Below are 16,356 nucleotides of genomic sequence, written 5' to 3'. Positions count from 1 at the left end.
AGGCGCAAGGCGTCAGTTCCCGCATCTCGTCGGCGTCTAGTCGCCTTCGCCAAGGGGCTGCGAGGAGAGGGAAGGAGAAGGCCGGCAGCACTCACTGAACGCCGCCGGCTAGGTGCTCGTCGGTGGGGTGACGAGAGGGCGGGCATCGTATGCCGTGATGGCGGCCCGAGGCAATGCCGCTCGCCCTATGCGTGAACCGAGGACCGCCGGTGGCGGTGAACTGGGCGCCGGCTGGGCGGATATGGTCAAGCTTGCAACCGCTTTGCACGATCCGAAGGAGGCGGCCTCACAGGCCGCGCAGCCAGGCCCAGACATCGTCGGGTCGTTCCAGCGCGGACAGGCCTTCCCGGCGCGCGGCCTCGCCCAGGCGACGCAGGCGTCCCGGCGTGACGCCGAACCGACCGCGAAACGCCCGGCTGAAGTGGGCGTCCGAACGGAAGCCGTGACGATAGGCGACCTCGCCCAAGGTGTGCCGCTCGGCGCGGTCCTGGAGGATCGAGTCGAAGGCCTGGTCGAGCCGGCGGCCCTGGATGAACGCGCTGACCCCGCCCAGGGGTTCGAATACCTTGTAGAGCAGGCTGCGCGACACCCCCAGGTGACGGCGGACGGACTCCGGCGAGAGCTCGACGTCGTCCAGGCGCTGCTCGATGAACTGACGTCCCGAGGCTAGCAGCATCTTCTCGATTGGCCGGGGACCGCCCGAGGCGGGCTTGGCGTGGGCCATGATCGCGCCGCCGAGCAGGGCGAGGATCGCCGCGGCGGCGGCCCCGGCCTCGCGCACGGTCATGCGGTCGACCACCTCGGCGAGCGCGCGCAGATGCGATCCCAGGAGGCGGCCGCTGACGCTGTCCTCCGTCACCATCAGGCCATGGAAGTCGAGGTCGCCGCAGCCTTCCAGCTGAGCGCGCGAGGTGATGACGTAGAGCGAGGCGTAGGCGCCGGTCGACATGTCGAAGGGGCGGGTCATGTCGATGATCCGGATCTGGCCCATGTGGCCGCCGGCCTCCCGACCGTCGTAGTCGCCGCGCCAGTCACCGCCTTCCAGCTCGAGGACGGCCATCACCGACTCGGCGGCGTCGAGCATGATGTGGGAGAGCTTGCGCTCGAACCGCTGCGGCACGCCCTGGCAATGGGCGAGCACCACGGGGCCCAGGTGATAGCCTTCGAGACGGTTGAAGAACGTCTCCTCGGGCGACAGCAGCGTGATGTCGAAGAGGTGCGCGCAGCCCTTGCGATACTGCTCGAAGGCGTCCGGCTGGGTCTTGGCGTCCAGCGGCCAGACGTCTTTGCGCAAAGCGGGGTCGGACACGGAAATCCCTGAAAGCCCTATCAAAAGTCGACGACCGGCGCCGGGCGGCCGTCAGGGCGGCCTGGCCGGCGGCGTGAAACCGACAGACAATAAAACGTGGATTTCTGGACAATGACAGCCCCGGTCGCCTTGGGCGAGAAGCGGGGCGCACCGTACGCCGGGAGTGGGGGCTTTGCAGCGTGCGTTGGAGTGGCCGTCGAGTCCCCGCCGGACTTGACGGCCCGGCTTCGGCCGGTCGAAGCGGGCCTAGACGAAGGACGCCGCCCCGAAGCGTCGCGCCAGCCGCGCCTGGATCCGCTCCCACGTGTTGAGCTTGATCGGCTCGCCCTTGCGCAGTTTGGTCCAGGTCGTCTCGCTGATGCCGTAGATGTCGGTCAGGTGCTCGCGGGTCACGGCGGGCAGACCCTTCTTGAGCGCTTCGAAACGCTCGCGGCTGACGATGACGGTCTGAACCACGCCGGAACTCCAGGAACTGTACGGAAAGGTGTGCGGCCGACGCCCAAAGGGGGAGACGGCGCCGGCCGCTGACGATCGCCGGGGAAGAGGGGGCGATCGTTATTCGCGCGCCGCCGAGGCCGGCTTGCGGTAGTCGAGGGCCGGCGGGCGATCGCCCAGCATGGCCTTGTAGGCGAAGTTCGGGCCGCGACGCTGGTCGAGCTCGGCCTTGGCCTTCTTGACGATGTCCGGGTTGGCGAAGAGGTCCGCGCCGGTCAGGGCCAGGGTCTTGGCGGCGTTGACCGCGCCCTTGACGCCGATCGACGAGCCGGCGGCGGCCACGTTCTGCCAGCTGTGGCCGGCCGAGCCCGGGACGAAGGTCGCCGTGCCCAGGCCGACGGTCGGCGTCACCCAGCTGATGTCGGAGACGTCGGTCGAGCCGCCGCCGCCTTCCAGCTCGATCTTGTAGGGCTCGACCGTCTTGACCGTGTCGACCGACGGCGGATTGACCAGGGTGGTCTGGATCTTCTGGGCGAAGGCGATCTCTTCCGGCGTCCAGGTGATGCCGCCGACCTTGCGCAGGTTGGCGTCCATCACCCGGCCCAGGGTGTCGTTGGGCAGCAGGGCGTAGACGCCGCCGGTGATCTCGGTGTCGACCGTCGTGCCGGTGGCCAGGGCCGCGCCCTTGGCGGCGTTCTCGACGCGCGCCCAGACGTCCTTGACCACGGCCGGATCGGGGTGGCGGACGTAGTAGTAGACCTCGGCGAAGTCAGGCACGACGTTCGGGGCCGTGCCGCCGGCGGTGACCACGTAGTGGATGCGGGTCTTGTCCGGGATGTGCTCGCGCAGGAAGTTGGTGGCGACGTCCATCACCTCGACGCCGTCCAGGGCCGAGCGACCCTTTTCCGGCGCGCCGGAGGCGTGGGCCGAGATGCCGTGGAAGCGGAACTTGCCGCTGATATTGGCCATCGACACGCCCTGGACGGCCGAGTTCGAGTTGGCCGGGTGCCAGTGCAGGGTGGCGTCGACGTCGTTGAACAGACCGTCGCGGACGAAATAGACCTTGCCCGAGCCGCCTTCCTCGGCGGGCGTGCCGTAGACGCGCAGCTCGCCCTTGATGTTGTTCTTGACCATCCAGTCCTTGATGGCGACGGCCGCGCCGACCGAAGCGGCCCCGAACAGGTTGTGGCCGCAGCCGTGGCCGGCGATCTGGCCGGGGATGCCGGTCTTCACGGGCGTGGCCGTCTGGGCCAGACCGGGCAGGGCGTCGAACTCGGCGAGGACGGCGATGACCGGGCCCGCGCCGTTCTTGAAGCTGGCCACGAAGGCCGTCGGCTCGCCCGCGACGCCCGCCTTGACGTCGAAGCCGGCGGTCTTCAGCTGGCCCTGCAGCAGGGCCGAGCTCTTGGTCTCCTGGTAGCCGACCTCGGCGAAGCCCCAGATCTTCAGGGCCGCGTCCTGGATCTGCGGGGCGTCGGCGTCGACGGCCTTCAGGATCTGGGCGCGGGCGGCGTCGTTGAGCGGCGCGGCGTGGGCCTGGGTCGCCAGCACACCCGTCGCCATGCTGGCGGACAGGAGGGCGAGCTTCAGAGCTGAGAGCTTCATGGAACGGTTTCCCCGAGAAAGCGACGTTGGGCGGCAACAAGCGCCTATCTGTACGACGCAGGAGCCCGCGCGAACCTCACCTCGACGCCAAGATTTTTCGACGGCGCACGGCTTCGCCGCTTCACGCGGCTGGCCGCTGAAGGGAATGAAAGGGACTGCGGAGCGCCGGACATCGTCCGGAGTGTGAGTAGTGAGTACCGTTTCGACGAAGCCAGGACGCTCCGCGTAGCCGTTATCCGATGAGCCCACGAGGCGCGGGGTCTTAACCCGCTCTCACGAGAGGCCCCAGACGGGCGGGCCGAGGCGACGACCCCGGTCCCGGAACGCCCGGGCGATTTCAGCCCGGACCTGCCGCGGTCGCCGAAGTCTTCGCCGCCAGCCTTTCGTCCCGATGTTTCAGGGAACCCGTGCTGGATCCGTCGCGAAGACGAGTCTCCGAGGAGACCCCGGCGAGCGCTTCCCGCTCGACCACCCCTGACAGCCGTCACGATCGCCGGCCGGACGTCCCTTCCGAGCCATCAGGTGCAGCTAGTATGGGGTCCGGATCCAACGCGGATCATTCAGCGGCGTCTAAAATCGACAAGCGATTGATTTCGCTGGACTCGATCTCGCGAACGCGGATCATTCAGCGCGCTTAGCACCCGTACTTTCCCCCTCCGGTAGGGCGGACGACCACGCTAAGCGTGGTCAGGTTGGGGGCTGCGACGTTGGCCGGCTAGTCCTAAAGATTCGCCCGCGCCGGGCTCACCAGCTCGACCTGCTTGTCGTCCGAACGTCCGACCTCGGCCAAGCCATAGGTCCTGAGCGCGGCGACGAAAGCGTCGATCTGGCCGGTCTTGAAGACGCCGCTGACGGGCGTGGCGGCCAGCGCCGGATCGGCCAGGGACAGCTTGCGCTCGGAGAAGCGGTTCATTTCGGCGACCACGCTGGACAGCGGCTCGCCGTCGAAGACCAGGCGGCCCTGCAGCCAGGCGGCTTCCTTGGCGGTGTCGACGGTCGCGATCGCCCAGTCGGCCCGATCGGCGGCCACGAAGCGTGAGCCGGCCGACATCTCGACGCGGCGTTCGCCCTGGGGCGAGGCGCCGGCGATTCGCACCCGGCCCTCGACCAGGGTGACCGACAGCTTGCCGGGCTCCAGGCGCACGTCGAAGGCGGTGCCAACAGCGGTGACCCGCTTGTCGCCGGCGGCGACCACGAACGGACGCGACGGATCCTTGGCGACCTGGAAATAGGCCTGGCCGCGCAGCAGGGTCAGGCGGCGTTCCTTGCCCCAGTGATTGACCCGCACGGCGGAGTCGGTGCTGAGCGTGACGACAGAGTTGTCGGCCAGGCGGAAGGTCGAGCGCTCGCCCACGGCGGTGGTGAACACCGGCTCGTCGGCGGCGGGAGAGGCGGCCTTTTCGCCGTCCAGCCAACGGCGGCCGAGGACGGTTCCGCCGACGGCGGCGACCAGGCCGGCCGCGGCCAGACCGAGCGTCCGGCGATCGAGGCGGCGGGGGGCGCCTTCACCGGCGCCCAGGGCGTCGGCGCGCAGAGCCGCCAGGGCGGGATCGTCTTCCAGGCCCGAAAGATCGTCCCAGGCGGCGCGCACGTCATCCCACGCGGTTCCGTGCCGCGTGTCCGCCTTCAGCCATTGCTGGAAGTCCCGCCGGTCCTGCGGGGACACGTCGTCGCCTTGCAGGCGCGCGAACCACGTCGCGGCCATGCTAGCCGGGTCGTCGTGTCTCTCTTTGCCCGACGTGGTCGACGTCATCCTGGTCCCGCAGACGCTCGTGCAGATGACGCAGCGCCTTCATCACATGTTTCTCGACAGCGCTGACAGAGACCCCCAAACGCTGAGCGACGAGCTTGTAGCTCATCTCCTCGAAGCGCACGAGGATGAAAACCCGTCGTGTGCGTTCCGGCAGCTCGTTGAGGGCCGCCATCGCGCGCGCCATCCGCTCTCGTCCTTGTAGGACGCGCTCCGGCGACATTTCATCAACGGGGTGATGAATTTCTTGCAGTTCGCAGTGATCGGACCGCCGGCGCGTGCGATCGCGACGGCCGCGATCGATCAGGACATTGGCGGCGACCTCGAACAGATAACCCTCGACGTTGTTCACGACGGGCGCGGGTTGGCGCTTCTGGATCCGGAGCAGAACCTCCTGGACGAGATCCTCGACGTCGCTGGCCGGCGCGCGGCGCGAAAAGAAGGCTCTTAGCGCCGGCGTGAAGCGCGCGCCGCTGTCGGAGAGGCTGGGCGCCTGCTCCTGCGGCTTGGACGATCGACCGCCCCAAATCATTGTTCACGCCCCGACATGACCGTCAGGTGAAGTCGCGCTTTCGTTCGTGTCAAGCCGCGCGGTCTCGCCGAAGCCGACCAAACTCAACCACGGGCCTGTTGCCTAAACCCTATGCAACACGCGATCTTGAGGGGCCGGGATAAGAGACCAGGCAAGGTCGTCCGGCGAATTGAGGCATGGTGCGCGCCCTCGACGGCGTGCGTCCGAGCCGTCGGGGGAGGTCGGGAGTCGTTGTGGTGAGGTCCGGAGCGTCGAGGGCGTCGTTGAGGCGCGGCGCCGTCTTGGCCTTGTTCTGCGCGGCCGCGGTGGGCGCGTGCCCGCCGGACGCCGCGCGCGCCGCGCCCAGCCGTCCCGGCGTCGCCTATCGTTTCGACATTCCCGCCCAGCCGCTGAGCCAGGCGCTGAACCAGCTGGCGCTGCGCAGCGATCGCGAAATCCTGTTCTCGCCCGCCCTGACGCGAGGCAAGCGCAGTCCACCCCTGAACGGCGTGTTCACCGCCGAGGCGGCCCTGGAGCGCCTGCTGGCGAATTCGGGACTGACCGTGCGTCTCGAGGGGCGGAGCTTCCTGGTCGTGCCCGCGCCGCGAGAGGCCGCGCCCGAGAGCGCCGCTGCGTCGTCGTCTTCGCCGCCGCAGCCGCCGCAGCCGACCGCCATCGACTCGGTGGTCGTCACGGCGCTGAAGCGGTCCAGCCTGGTCCAGCAGACCCCGATCAGCATGACCGTGGTGTCCGGCGAACAGCTGTCGCGCCTGGGCGTTCTGGATCTGGAGCAGGCCTCGCCGCTGCTGCCGGGGCTGAAGCTGATCTCCACCGCGTTCGGGCGACGGCTGGTGCTGCGCGGCGTCTACGGCGCCGGCGAGGCGACTACGGGCCTCTATTACGACGAGACGCCGATGACCGGGCCGGTCGGCACCACGGCCGACCCCGGCGTGATGGCGCCGGAGCTGGCGCTGGTCGATGTCGACCGCATCGAACTGCTGCGCGGACCGCAGGGCACGCTCTACGGCTCGGGCGCCATGGGCGGGGCGCTGCGGATTCTATTCCGGCGTCCGGACCTGTCGGAGGACTTCGCCGCCGTCGGCGCCTCGATGTCCGCTACCGCCCATGGCGGACGGGCCGGCGGCGCGACGGCGGTGCTGAACACCGTGGTGGTCCCGGAACATTTCGCTGTCCGCGTGAGCGCCTATGAGCAGCATCAGCCCGGCGTGATCGACAATGTCCGTCTGGGCCTGAAAGATGTCGACGCCTCGCGCGTGCAAGGCGTGCGGCTGGCCGCGCTGTGGGAGCCGGGGTCGCCGTTCTCGGCCTTGGTCTCGGCCACGCACCAGACCAGCCATCGCGACGACATCTCGGCCTGGAACGACACGGCCGGTCCGTGGCGGACGGTCCATGCCGGTCGCGCGCCGTTCGACGGCGACATCGACCTGGCGTCGGCCACGCTGAAATGGCGGGGCGAGGCGGTGGACCTGACGGCGGTGTCGTCCTGGTACCGCTGGCGCCTCACGCGGCGGTCCGACTATAGCGGCGTGCTGCTGGGCGAGCGGACCAACGCGGCCGGCTGCATGCGGATGTTCTCGCTGAGCCAAGCCTGCGGCGAGACCCAGATGTCGAGCTACTCGGCCTATGTCGACAGCGTCTATCCGGCCATCCTGAACCAGCCCGCCGAACTGACGGCGAAGATCCACGAGCTGCGAGCCTCGTCGGTGGGCGAGGGGCCCCTGAAATGGACCCTGGGGGCCTATAGCGAGGTCCGGGGCGACTACATCGACAGCCAGGTCCGCCATGTCGATCCGAAGACCGGCGCCCTGACCGAGCCGCCCGTGCTGATCGGCCGTCGCGACATCGAGAACCACCTGTCCCAGAGCGCCGTCTTCGGCGAGCTCTCGTACGCCGTCGCGCCGGAGACCGAGCTGACGCTGGGCGCGCGGCGCTTCGACTATGTCAAGCGCGACCGGGGCGCGGTGCAGATCGCCAACGTGGTGTCGGGGACCTGGGCCGACTACGCCATCGACGCGCGGACGGAGGAGCGCGGCTGGAGCCTGAAGGCCCTGGCCAGCCGGCGGTTCGGCCCCGACGTGTTCGGCTATGTCCAGGTATCCCAGGGGTTCCGGCCGGGCGGGGTGAACGTCGTGCCCGGACTGCCTGAGACGCTGGCGGTCTATCGGTCCGATCGCCTGAACAACTACGAACTGGGCCTGAAGGCCCAGAACGCCGACGGGCGGGTCACCGCCAATGTCGCGCTCTACCGCGTCGAATGGTCGGACATGCAGTACGCGGCCCAGACCCAGAACCGCGCCTTCACCTACGTCACCAATATCGGGGCTGCGCGCATCCACGGCCTGGAGGTCGAGGCGACCGCCCAGCGCGTCTGGGGCTGGGACTTCGCGGGGAGTCTGACCCTGACCGACGCGCGCCTGACCGCCGACCAGATCACCAACACGGCGATCGGCCTGGGCCTGGAAGGCGACCGCCTGCCGGTCGTGCCCAAGCTCGCCGCGGCCGCCTCGATGGAGCGCCGCTGGACGATCGCCGAGGGGCTGAGCGGTCGCCTGCGCCTGGATGGCTCCTATGCGGGCCTGGCGCGGTCGGCCTTCAACGCCGACAACGCCGACTATCTGAAGATGGGCGGCTACGCGCTGTTCGGCCTGAGCCTGGGGCTGGAAAGCGACGCCTGGACCGCCGATCTCGCCGTCGAGAACCTGCTGGACCGCGCCGGTCGGGCCTCGGCCGCCCGCAACACGTCCGGGCCCGTCGAGTATTTCGGCGTGGCGCCGCGCACGGTCCGCCTGACCCTCGAACGCCATTTCTGATCCGTCGTCAGCCTTTTTCGCGGCGCCGCGATGAGGAAGCGTCGCGGCCTTGCGTCTGATCCTACAGGCCGCCGTCGAGCGGACCGACAAGAGGGGATCAACAATGAGACTGCAGTTCCGAGGCCTTCGGGCCCTGGCCCTGGGCGCCACCGCCATGACCAGCCTGGCCGCTGGCCACGCCTTCGCCCAGGAGGCCGCCAGCCAGCCCGCCGACGCCGGCACGATCGAGGAAGTCGTGGTCACCGCGCTGAAGCGCTCGACCACCGTCCAGACCACGCCGATCAGCATCAGCGCCGTGACCGAGAAGTCGCTGCAGGCGCTGGGCGCCTCCGGCATCCAGGACTATTTCCGCACCGTCCCGAACCTGCAGGTCGACGGCAACTCGCCGACCAGCCGCCGCCTGACCCTGCGCGGGGTGCGCAGCGCCGGCGAGGCCACGGTCGGCCTCTACTACGATGAAACCCCGCTGACCGGCCCGGCCGGCACCACGGCCGACGCCAGCTCGACCAGCGCCGACGTCAACCTGTTCGACGCCGAGCGCGTCGAGGTGCTGCGCGGCCCTCAAGGCACGCTGTACGGCTCGGGCTCGATGGGCGGCACCCTGCGCGTGATCCTCAACAAGCCCGACAGCAGCCGCTACGCCGGCGCGGTCGAGGCCCAGGGCACCAACACCAAGGGCGGCAGCGCGGGCTACTCGGTGAAGGGCATGGTCAACGTGCCGCTGATCGAGGACAAGCTGGCCGCGCGCCTGGTGCTCTACAAGACCGAGGGCGGCGGCTATGTCGACGACGCCCTGCTCAACAAGAAGGACATCAACGACCAGCACTCCAGCGGCGGTCGCCTGATGCTGGGCTTCACGCCCACCGAGAACCTGACGATCAACGCCTCTGGCCTGTTCCAGAAGACCAACCTGGACGGCCAGAACAGCTGGTACCCGGCGCTGGGCAAGGAAGACTACAAGACCAACGCCCGCGTCATCGCGCCGACCAGCGATAATCTGCGCATGTACAACGTCACGGGTAAGTGGAACCTGAGCTTCGCCACGGTCACGGCGACCTCGTCCTATTACAAGTGGACGCTGCTGCGGAACTCCGACTACAGCCCGACCCTGTCGGGCAGCCGCGCCAACGCCACCTCGTGCCGCAACTGGGTCGCCGGCGGTCCGGCCGCGACGGGCTCCACCAACCCGGCCTGTACGTCGACGCAACTGACGGCCTACACCGCCTACGCCGACAGCCGGACCCCGGGCGCGCTCTACCAGCCGATGGGCCTGACCTCGTGGAACCACGAGTTGCGCATGACCGGCTCGCTGTTCGAGGACAAGGTCAACTGGACGGCCGGCGCCTATCTCGAAAAGCGCGAGGACTATATCGAGAGCAAGGTGGCCAAGGGCGACGCCACGACCGGCGTCATCAACCCCAACGACCTGACCGCCTGGCGCCACGTCGGCACGGACACCAAGCAGACCGCCTTCTTCGGTGAAGTGGCCTACAAGCCGATCGAGAAGCTGACCCTGACCGCCGGTGTCCGTCGCTTCAAGTACGACAAGACCGTCTCGGGCCAGGTCCTGATCAGCAACTTCATCACCCAATCGTACGTCGGTCCGGCCGCCTCGGTCGACGCCAGCGCCGACGGCTGGGTCAGCAAGTTCAACGCCAGCTACCAGGTCACCTCGGACATCATGGTCTACGGCCTGGCGGCCAAGGGCTTCCGTCCCGGCGGCGCCAACAACGTCCCGGGCCTGGCCAGCGCCCTGCTGGCCTATCAGCCCGACAGCCTGTGGAACTACGAGACGGGCATCAAGAGCCAGTGGTTCGATCGTCGCCTGACCCTGAATGCGGCGGCCTATCAGATCGACTGGTCGAACATGCAGATCTCGGCCACCAGCGCCAACGGGGCCTTCAGCTACCTGACCAACGCCGGCAAGGCGCGGATCAAGGGCTTCGAGGTCGAGGCCATCGCCCGTCCGATGCGCGGCCTGACCCTGCAGGCCACGGCCGCCTGGGTCGACGCCAAGCTGACCGAGGACCAGGCCAACTCGACGATCCTGATCACCGGCTCGACGGGCCTGACCGGCGACAAGTTCCCGAACGTCGCCGACTTCAGCGGCTCGGCCTCGGCTGAATACACCTGGCCGCTCAAGGGCGACCTGAACGGCCTGATCCGGGCCGACTACGCCTATGTCGGCGAGTCCGCCTCGCAGTTCCGCCCGACCTACGTCTACTACGAGAAGCAGGGCGACTACGGTTACGCCAACCTGCGCGGCGGCGTCGAAGGCGCCGACTGGGGGGCTTACCTGTTCATCAACAACGTCACCGACGAGGTCGGGCTGATGAGCGTGACCTCGGCGGTGAACAACGCCAAGCAGGTCGTGAGCATCAATCCGCGCACGGTCGGTTTCCAGGTTCGCAAGCGCTTCTAGGACCAGACGGCGGGCGGCCTCTCGCGGCCGTCCGCCACCCTAGGCGTCCAGGACCTTGCGCAGCGAGGCCTCGATCTGGCCGCCGCAATAGACGTCGCCATAGTCTTCCCGCGCCCGGGCGGCCAGCCTGGCCAGCGACGGCAGCTCATAGACCCGCCGGCTCAAGGCGGCGGTCATCGGGGCGGTTTCCTCCAGGATCTTCCCGATCGCGCCGAAGCGTTCGGTCATGGTCGACCACAGGGTCGCCGTGACGACATCGGCGATCCCTGGGGCGATCCCGGTCGCGTCGCCGCCCAGCAGAAAGCCGGACGCCTTCTCCAGGCCGTGACGGCGACCCGTTTCCTCCCAGAACGACATCCACTTCTTCAGGCGCGGGACGAAGTCGCGCCAGCGCGCCGCTGTCCACATCTGGCGACCGCCGTCCAGGGTGATCTCGTCGATCACGTCGTTGGCGTCGTTCACCACCTTCATGGTCAGGGCGCGCAGGGCGGGGGAGGCCGGCAGCAGGTCCAGCGTCTCGCCCAGATACAGGATGATCGCGGACGTCTGCGCGATGGCGAAGTCCGCCTTCCGATCGATCAGCAGGGGCGGGCCCATGAAGGGCGCCGGCATTTCGCTGGCCGACAGCGCCATCAGCCTGGTGATCTCGGTGTCGCCGCCTTCCGTCCAGGTCTTGCCGGCATGGGCCAGGACGGCGCGCACGAACTGGCCGCGAAACGGCGCGGACCAGTAGTAGAGCTCATAGTCGGACATGGAAGGCTCCTCGACGGGCGTCCGACAACAACGTGCCGGTCCAATGCCTGTTCAGCCTAAGTTGGGGCGTCGGTAGTCTTAATACGTCTGGAGAAAGGGGCCGATACCCAAGCCGGGCGGGGCGTGAAGGCGCCCGAGAGAACATCGTCAGGCATCGGACCATTCACCATTTTCAAAAATGATTAACCGCGAACCTTGGCTGTTCCTTAGGACGCGCGTGCGAGAAAGCTCCCATCAGTTTTGTTCTTCAGAACCAATAGGAACGGGTGGGTATGAAACTCTCGATCGCTTTCGCCGCGGGTCTCGCTGGCAGCTTCTTCGTGGCTCAGGCCGCTTCGGCCGCGGGCGGCTTCGAAGACCAGATGGGCCGCTGCCTGCAGCAGTTCGCCAACACGCGCGACGCCGCCCAGGTGATGCTGGAATGCACGGCGGACGCCGGCAAGCTGTCGGACTGCAAGGTCGTGGACAACAGCGCAGCGGGCAAGGGTTTCGACAAGGCCGCCATGTGCATCGCCGAGAAGCTGCCGATGGGCGCCAAGACCGGTTCGGTGAAGGTTCCCTTCCGCTTCCCGGGCGGCGCGTAAGCTTCCACGCTTAAGCGTCATCAACAGAAACCCCCGTCGGCTCTGTCGACGGGGGTTTTGTCGTTCCGGGGCTTAGGGAAGGGGGCAGGGGCGTCCGACTAGGGTGGTTAGGGGCCGTTATCGACTCCACGCTCAACGACTAATTTGAATCCTGTGAACCGCTTCTCCAGCACATGGCGTATGACGAAGAAGACGATAGGCTCGTCGCTCAACCATAAGTGGAGCTGAATCTCGCGCAAGGTCCGCTGTGGGTGGGGAGCGGACCTAGTGTTGAGAGGCTGGTTCGATGGAAACCTGCGGAAGAACCTTCCCCATGCAGTCCCTTACCCGAGGGAGCGGCATCGACGACATGAATTCGACCGCCGCTGCGCCGTCAGTCGCCGCGCGGTATCGTAAGTCTCGTCCGCCGCAACGTTTGATCGCGGCAGGAACGACGCGCTCCCCCTCCCGCACATAGTCTGCTGCTTTGGTTCTGGGAACACGAAGAGGCAAATAATCGGTAGCGCCGAAGATTGCCCTCAGCCTCGCGCCTTCCTGCGCAGCTGAAATTGCCGTGGCCGAAGTGACCACTAGCATGCAACCGACCAGAGCCAGATAATCACGCATAAGCCGATCGTGCCTCAAGTCGTGAACGTCCGCCATGGGTCGAAAGCCGACCTTCTGCGACGGACACACCGGCCCCGTCGAATAACGTCCGCGTCTATCGCAAATTGCATCTTGTACGATAAATGCGAGCCGGTTAAATAAACCATATTAAATAAAATATGCCGCTGACGCTGCGGCCTGACACCTGCTGTCAGGAAACGTGGCGCGGACGGCGAGGCCGCTCGATCAGCCCTTGGCCGAGCGGACCATCACAGGGAGAGGGAACGTGAATTTTCTAAATCGGAAATGCATGCTGTTGGCCTCCGCGGCGGCCTCGGTGATGTCTGGCGGGTGGGGGGCTACTGCGCAGGCTCAAACGACTGCTGACAAAGACAGCGCTGTCGAGGAGGTCGTCGTCGTCGGCCAGCGCAAGGCCATCCAATCGGCTCAGGACCTGAAGAGGAACTCCGAGGAGATCGTCGACTCGATCACCGCCGTCGACATCGGCGGCCTGCCGGACCGATCGGTGACCGAGGCGCTGCAGCGCGTTCCCGGAGTCACCATCGGCCGCACCAACCAGCCCCGCGACGTCGATCGCCTGAATGCCGAGGGCTCGGGCATCCAGATCCGGGGCCTGACCTGGGTTCGCTCGGAGCTGAACGGCCGCGACATGTTCTCGGCCCGGGGCGGTCGCGCCATCTCGTGGGAGGACGTCACGCCCGAGCTGTTCGCCGGCGTCGACGTCTACAAGAACCCGTCGGCTGACATCGTCGAGGGCGGCCTGGGCGGCACGGTGAACCTGCGCACGCGCATGCCGTTCGACCAGGCGGGCCGCCAGATGGCCTTTTCGGCCGACTACACGCGTGGCGACCTGCGCAAGGCGGGGACGCCCTCGGGCAGCATCCTGCTCAGCGACCGCTTCCAGACCAACTGGGGCGAGTTCGGCGCGCTGGTCAGCGTGTCCAACTCGAAGCTGAAGACGGCCGTCAACACGATCGCGGTCGACCCGTACAACGCCCACGGCGTGGGCGTGCAGTCGTCCTACGACGGCGGCGCGACGCTGAACTTCAACGGCGACAACTCGATCGCGGGCCAGGGCAAAAGCCGGGTCTTCGTGCCGGTCGGCGTCCAGTACCGCAACAACGAGCAGGACCGTGACCGCAAAGGCTACTACGCCGCCTTCCAATGGCGGCCGAACGACAGCCTGGAGCTCTATACCACCCTGTTCCGCACCGAGGCCAAGCAGACCTTTCAGGACCGCTTCGCCCAGACCTCGGCCTGCTGTTCGGCGACCAACAACCAGTCGTTCGTGGTGGGGCCGGCGACCGGCACGTCGTTCACCTTCGACAGCGACGGCAATTTCCTGAAAGGCCAACTGGTCGACGGGGGCGGCGGCGGCAACGGCGTGGCCAATTCGTTCCTGCTGAACCTGGGCACCCGCTACGGCGTGGTGAAGGACAACACCAACGACATCTCGGCCGGCTTCAAATGGTCGAATGACCATTGGCTGGTCAGCGGCGACCTGCAGTACGTCTATTCGCACCGTGGCAGCACCGACCTGACGGTCTACAACACCGTCACCCTGAACGGCGGCTTCGGCCTGGATCTGACCGGCGAACTGCCGAAGATCACCATGGCCAACGTCACGAACACCCCGTCGGCGTTCAACCTGTACGCCGCGATGGACCACATCGACGACAACGACGCCCGCGAATATTCGGGCAAGTTCGACGCGATCTATTCGTTCGATGACGACAAGTTCATCAAGGATATCAAGCTGGGCGTGCGGGCCACGTCGCGCGACGCCACCTCGCGGGACACCGCCTACAACTGGAACCTGATCTCGGCGCCATGGGCCACGCGGGTGACCGCGACGGCCGACAAGTACACCCAGCACCAGGACAAGGTCAGCTTCGACAACTTCTTCAAGGGCGACCTGTCCGTTCCCGCGCTGATCATGCCGGCGTTCGACTTGGCCAAAAGCCCGACGGCGCTCTACGACTACCTGAACAAGGTGGTCTGGAACGGCCCGATCCCGGGCGGCGGCCCGGCCTATACCGACGGGGAATACGGCTACTATCCGCCGGGCGGTCCGAACGGCACGATCCCGACCTGGTCGCCGGCGGGCGGCTCCTACAGCCCGTTCACCCAGGGCACCCTGATGAGCTACATGCCCATCTGGGCCGCGCCGACCGGCAGCATCAGCTACTGGCAGCCGTTGGGCGACGTGCACACCAGCTTCACCAACACCGGTGGCCGCGGCGTCAATCGCCAGTGGGAAGACACCGCCTCGGTCTACGGCAAGGTCCGCTTCGGAACCGACCTGCCGTTCTCGTGGGGCGACGAGGGCATGAGCTGGGACGGCAACTTCGGCCTGCGTGTCGTCAGGACCAAGACCGACGCCAACGGGTTCGGCACGATCAACCTGATCGATCAAAGCCAGCGACGGTTCGCCTCCACCACCGCCGCGACCAAGATCACCTATGCCGACGGTCGGGCCTTCACCACGACCGGCGGCACCGAATACACCGACGTGCTGCCCAGCTTGAACCTGCGCCTGAAGGCCAAGCAGAACGTGTTCGTGCGCTTCGCGGCGTCCAAGAACATCGTCCGGCCGGACTTCAACCAGCTGGATCCGTCGATGTCGGTGTCGGGCACTCTGCAATCGCGCCCCGCCGTCGTGGCCGACGGCATCATCAATCAGCAAACCGGGGTCGCCTATACCCAGGCCGAGTTGAATGCGGCGGCGGCTTCAGGGTCGGCCGTCCAGTACCATACCGATGTCGCCTTCGGGTTCTACGGGGGCAATCCGAACCTCAAGCCCATGCGGGCCAACTCATTCGACCTGTCGGGCGAGTGGTATTTCCGCGGCGGCATGCTGGCGGTCGGCGCCTTCAAGAAGGACGTGTACGACTACATCCAGTCCACGCCGACGGTGCTGAATATCGCGACGTCCAATGGCAGCACGGTGCAGGCCGTCGGCACCGTCCCGCAGAACATGGGCCACGGCAAAATCTACGGCGTCGAGTTCCAGTACCAGCAGTACTACGACTTCCTGCCCGGCCCCTTCGGCGGCCTGGGCACGGAATTCAACGCCACGATCCTGGACAGCAAGGGCACGCAGAACGTGTCCAGCAGCACCACGGACGCGTCGCAGATCAACGCCTCGAAGCTGGACCTGCCTCTGGAGCAGCTGTCGCGCTACACCTACAACGCGACGGCGCTCTACAGTAAGTACGGCATCGACGCGCGCCTGGCCTACAACTGGCGCTCGCGCTACCTGATGAGCGCCTCGGCCTCGAACCTGATGGTGCCGGTCTACGCCAAGGCGTACGGCCAGCTGGACGGGTCGGTGACCTACGCGCTGACGCCCCAGGTGAAGATCGGGGTGCAGGCCGTGAACCTCCTGAACTCGCGCTACGAGCTCGAGATGGACCAGCGGGATTCCTGGTACCTGGGCACCCAGGGCAACTTCTCGAAATCCCTTGTCCGCACCCACAGCTGGACGGTCAGCGACCGTCGCGTCTCGTTCATCATCCGCGGGACGTTCTAGCCTCTCACGAAGGCCGGG

General features: G+C 67.3%; 10 protein-coding genes. 4 read left to right on the top strand and 6 right to left on the bottom strand.

The annotated features are described in order from the left end of the window. Positions 1 to 286 precede the first annotated feature (286 nt). The 5 genes from K8940_RS13960 to K8940_RS13940 all read right to left on the bottom strand — a co-directional run bounded on the left by K8940_RS13960 (position 287) and on the right by K8940_RS13940 (position 5,631). Positions 287 to 1,309 carry a helix-turn-helix domain-containing protein gene (locus K8940_RS13960; RefSeq protein ID WP_223390563.1) on the bottom strand — a complete coding sequence of 341 codons (1,023 nt, stop codon included), beginning with the start codon at positions 1,307 to 1,309 and terminating at the stop codon, positions 287 to 289. Between the two features lie 246 nt (positions 1,310 to 1,555). Beyond that, a complete protein-coding gene (locus K8940_RS13955) occupies positions 1,556 to 1,765 on the bottom strand; it encodes a hypothetical protein (RefSeq protein ID WP_223390562.1) in 210 nt (69 codons plus the stop codon). Positions 1,766 to 1,864: 99 nt separating this feature from the next. Then, positions 1,865 to 3,349 carry an amidohydrolase gene (locus K8940_RS13950; RefSeq protein ID WP_223390561.1) on the bottom strand — a complete coding sequence of 495 codons (1,485 nt, stop codon included), beginning with the start codon at positions 3,347 to 3,349 and terminating at the stop codon, positions 1,865 to 1,867. 721 nt (positions 3,350 to 4,070) lie between these two features. Further along, the gene (locus tag K8940_RS13945) at positions 4,071 to 5,054 is read right to left on the bottom strand and encodes a FecR family protein (protein ID WP_223390560.1); all 984 of its coding nucleotides are present in this window, start codon (positions 5,052 to 5,054) and stop codon (positions 4,071 to 4,073) included. A 1-nt stretch (position 5,055) separates the two neighbouring features. Then, entirely contained in the window at positions 5,056 to 5,631 is a 576-nt protein-coding gene (locus tag K8940_RS13940; RefSeq protein WP_223390559.1) for an RNA polymerase sigma factor, read from the bottom strand. A gap of 281 nt (positions 5,632 to 5,912) precedes the next feature. Here K8940_RS13940 and K8940_RS13935 point away from each other — a divergent pair, with 281 nt between their 5' ends. Together K8940_RS13935 and K8940_RS13930 are read left to right on the top strand one after the other, a co-directional pair. Next, positions 5,913 to 8,441 carry a TonB-dependent receptor domain-containing protein gene (locus tag K8940_RS13935; protein WP_223390558.1) on the top strand — a complete coding sequence of 843 codons (2,529 nt, stop codon included), beginning with the start codon at positions 5,913 to 5,915 and terminating at the stop codon, positions 8,439 to 8,441. A gap of 103 nt (positions 8,442 to 8,544) precedes the next feature. Continuing rightward, positions 8,545 to 10,863 (top strand): TonB-dependent receptor, encoded by a 2,319-nt coding sequence (locus tag K8940_RS13930; protein WP_223390557.1) that lies wholly within the window; start codon positions 8,545 to 8,547, stop codon positions 10,861 to 10,863. 39 nt (positions 10,864 to 10,902) lie between these two features. On the opposite strand, the gene K8940_RS13925 is transcribed toward K8940_RS13930, so the two are convergent. After that, entirely contained in the window at positions 10,903 to 11,616 is a 714-nt protein-coding gene (locus tag K8940_RS13925; protein WP_223390556.1) for a glutathione S-transferase, read from the bottom strand. Between the two features lie 272 nt (positions 11,617 to 11,888). On the opposite strand from K8940_RS13925, the gene K8940_RS13920 reads away from it, so the two are divergent. After that, positions 11,889 to 12,200, top strand: coding sequence for a hypothetical protein (locus tag K8940_RS13920; protein ID WP_223390555.1), 312 nt, complete (start codon positions 11,889 to 11,891; stop codon positions 12,198 to 12,200). A gap of 895 nt (positions 12,201 to 13,095) precedes the next feature. After that, on the top strand, positions 13,096 to 16,338 hold the full coding sequence (locus K8940_RS13915) for a TonB-dependent receptor (protein ID WP_223390554.1): 3,243 nt from the start codon (positions 13,096 to 13,098) through the stop codon (positions 16,336 to 16,338). Positions 16,339 to 16,356 lie beyond the last annotated feature (18 nt).

Source organism: Caulobacter segnis (assembly GCF_019931575.1).
GTDB lineage: Bacteria > Pseudomonadota > Alphaproteobacteria > Caulobacterales > Caulobacteraceae > Caulobacter > Caulobacter segnis_C.
This window is presented reverse-complemented; position numbering and strand designations above follow the sequence as displayed.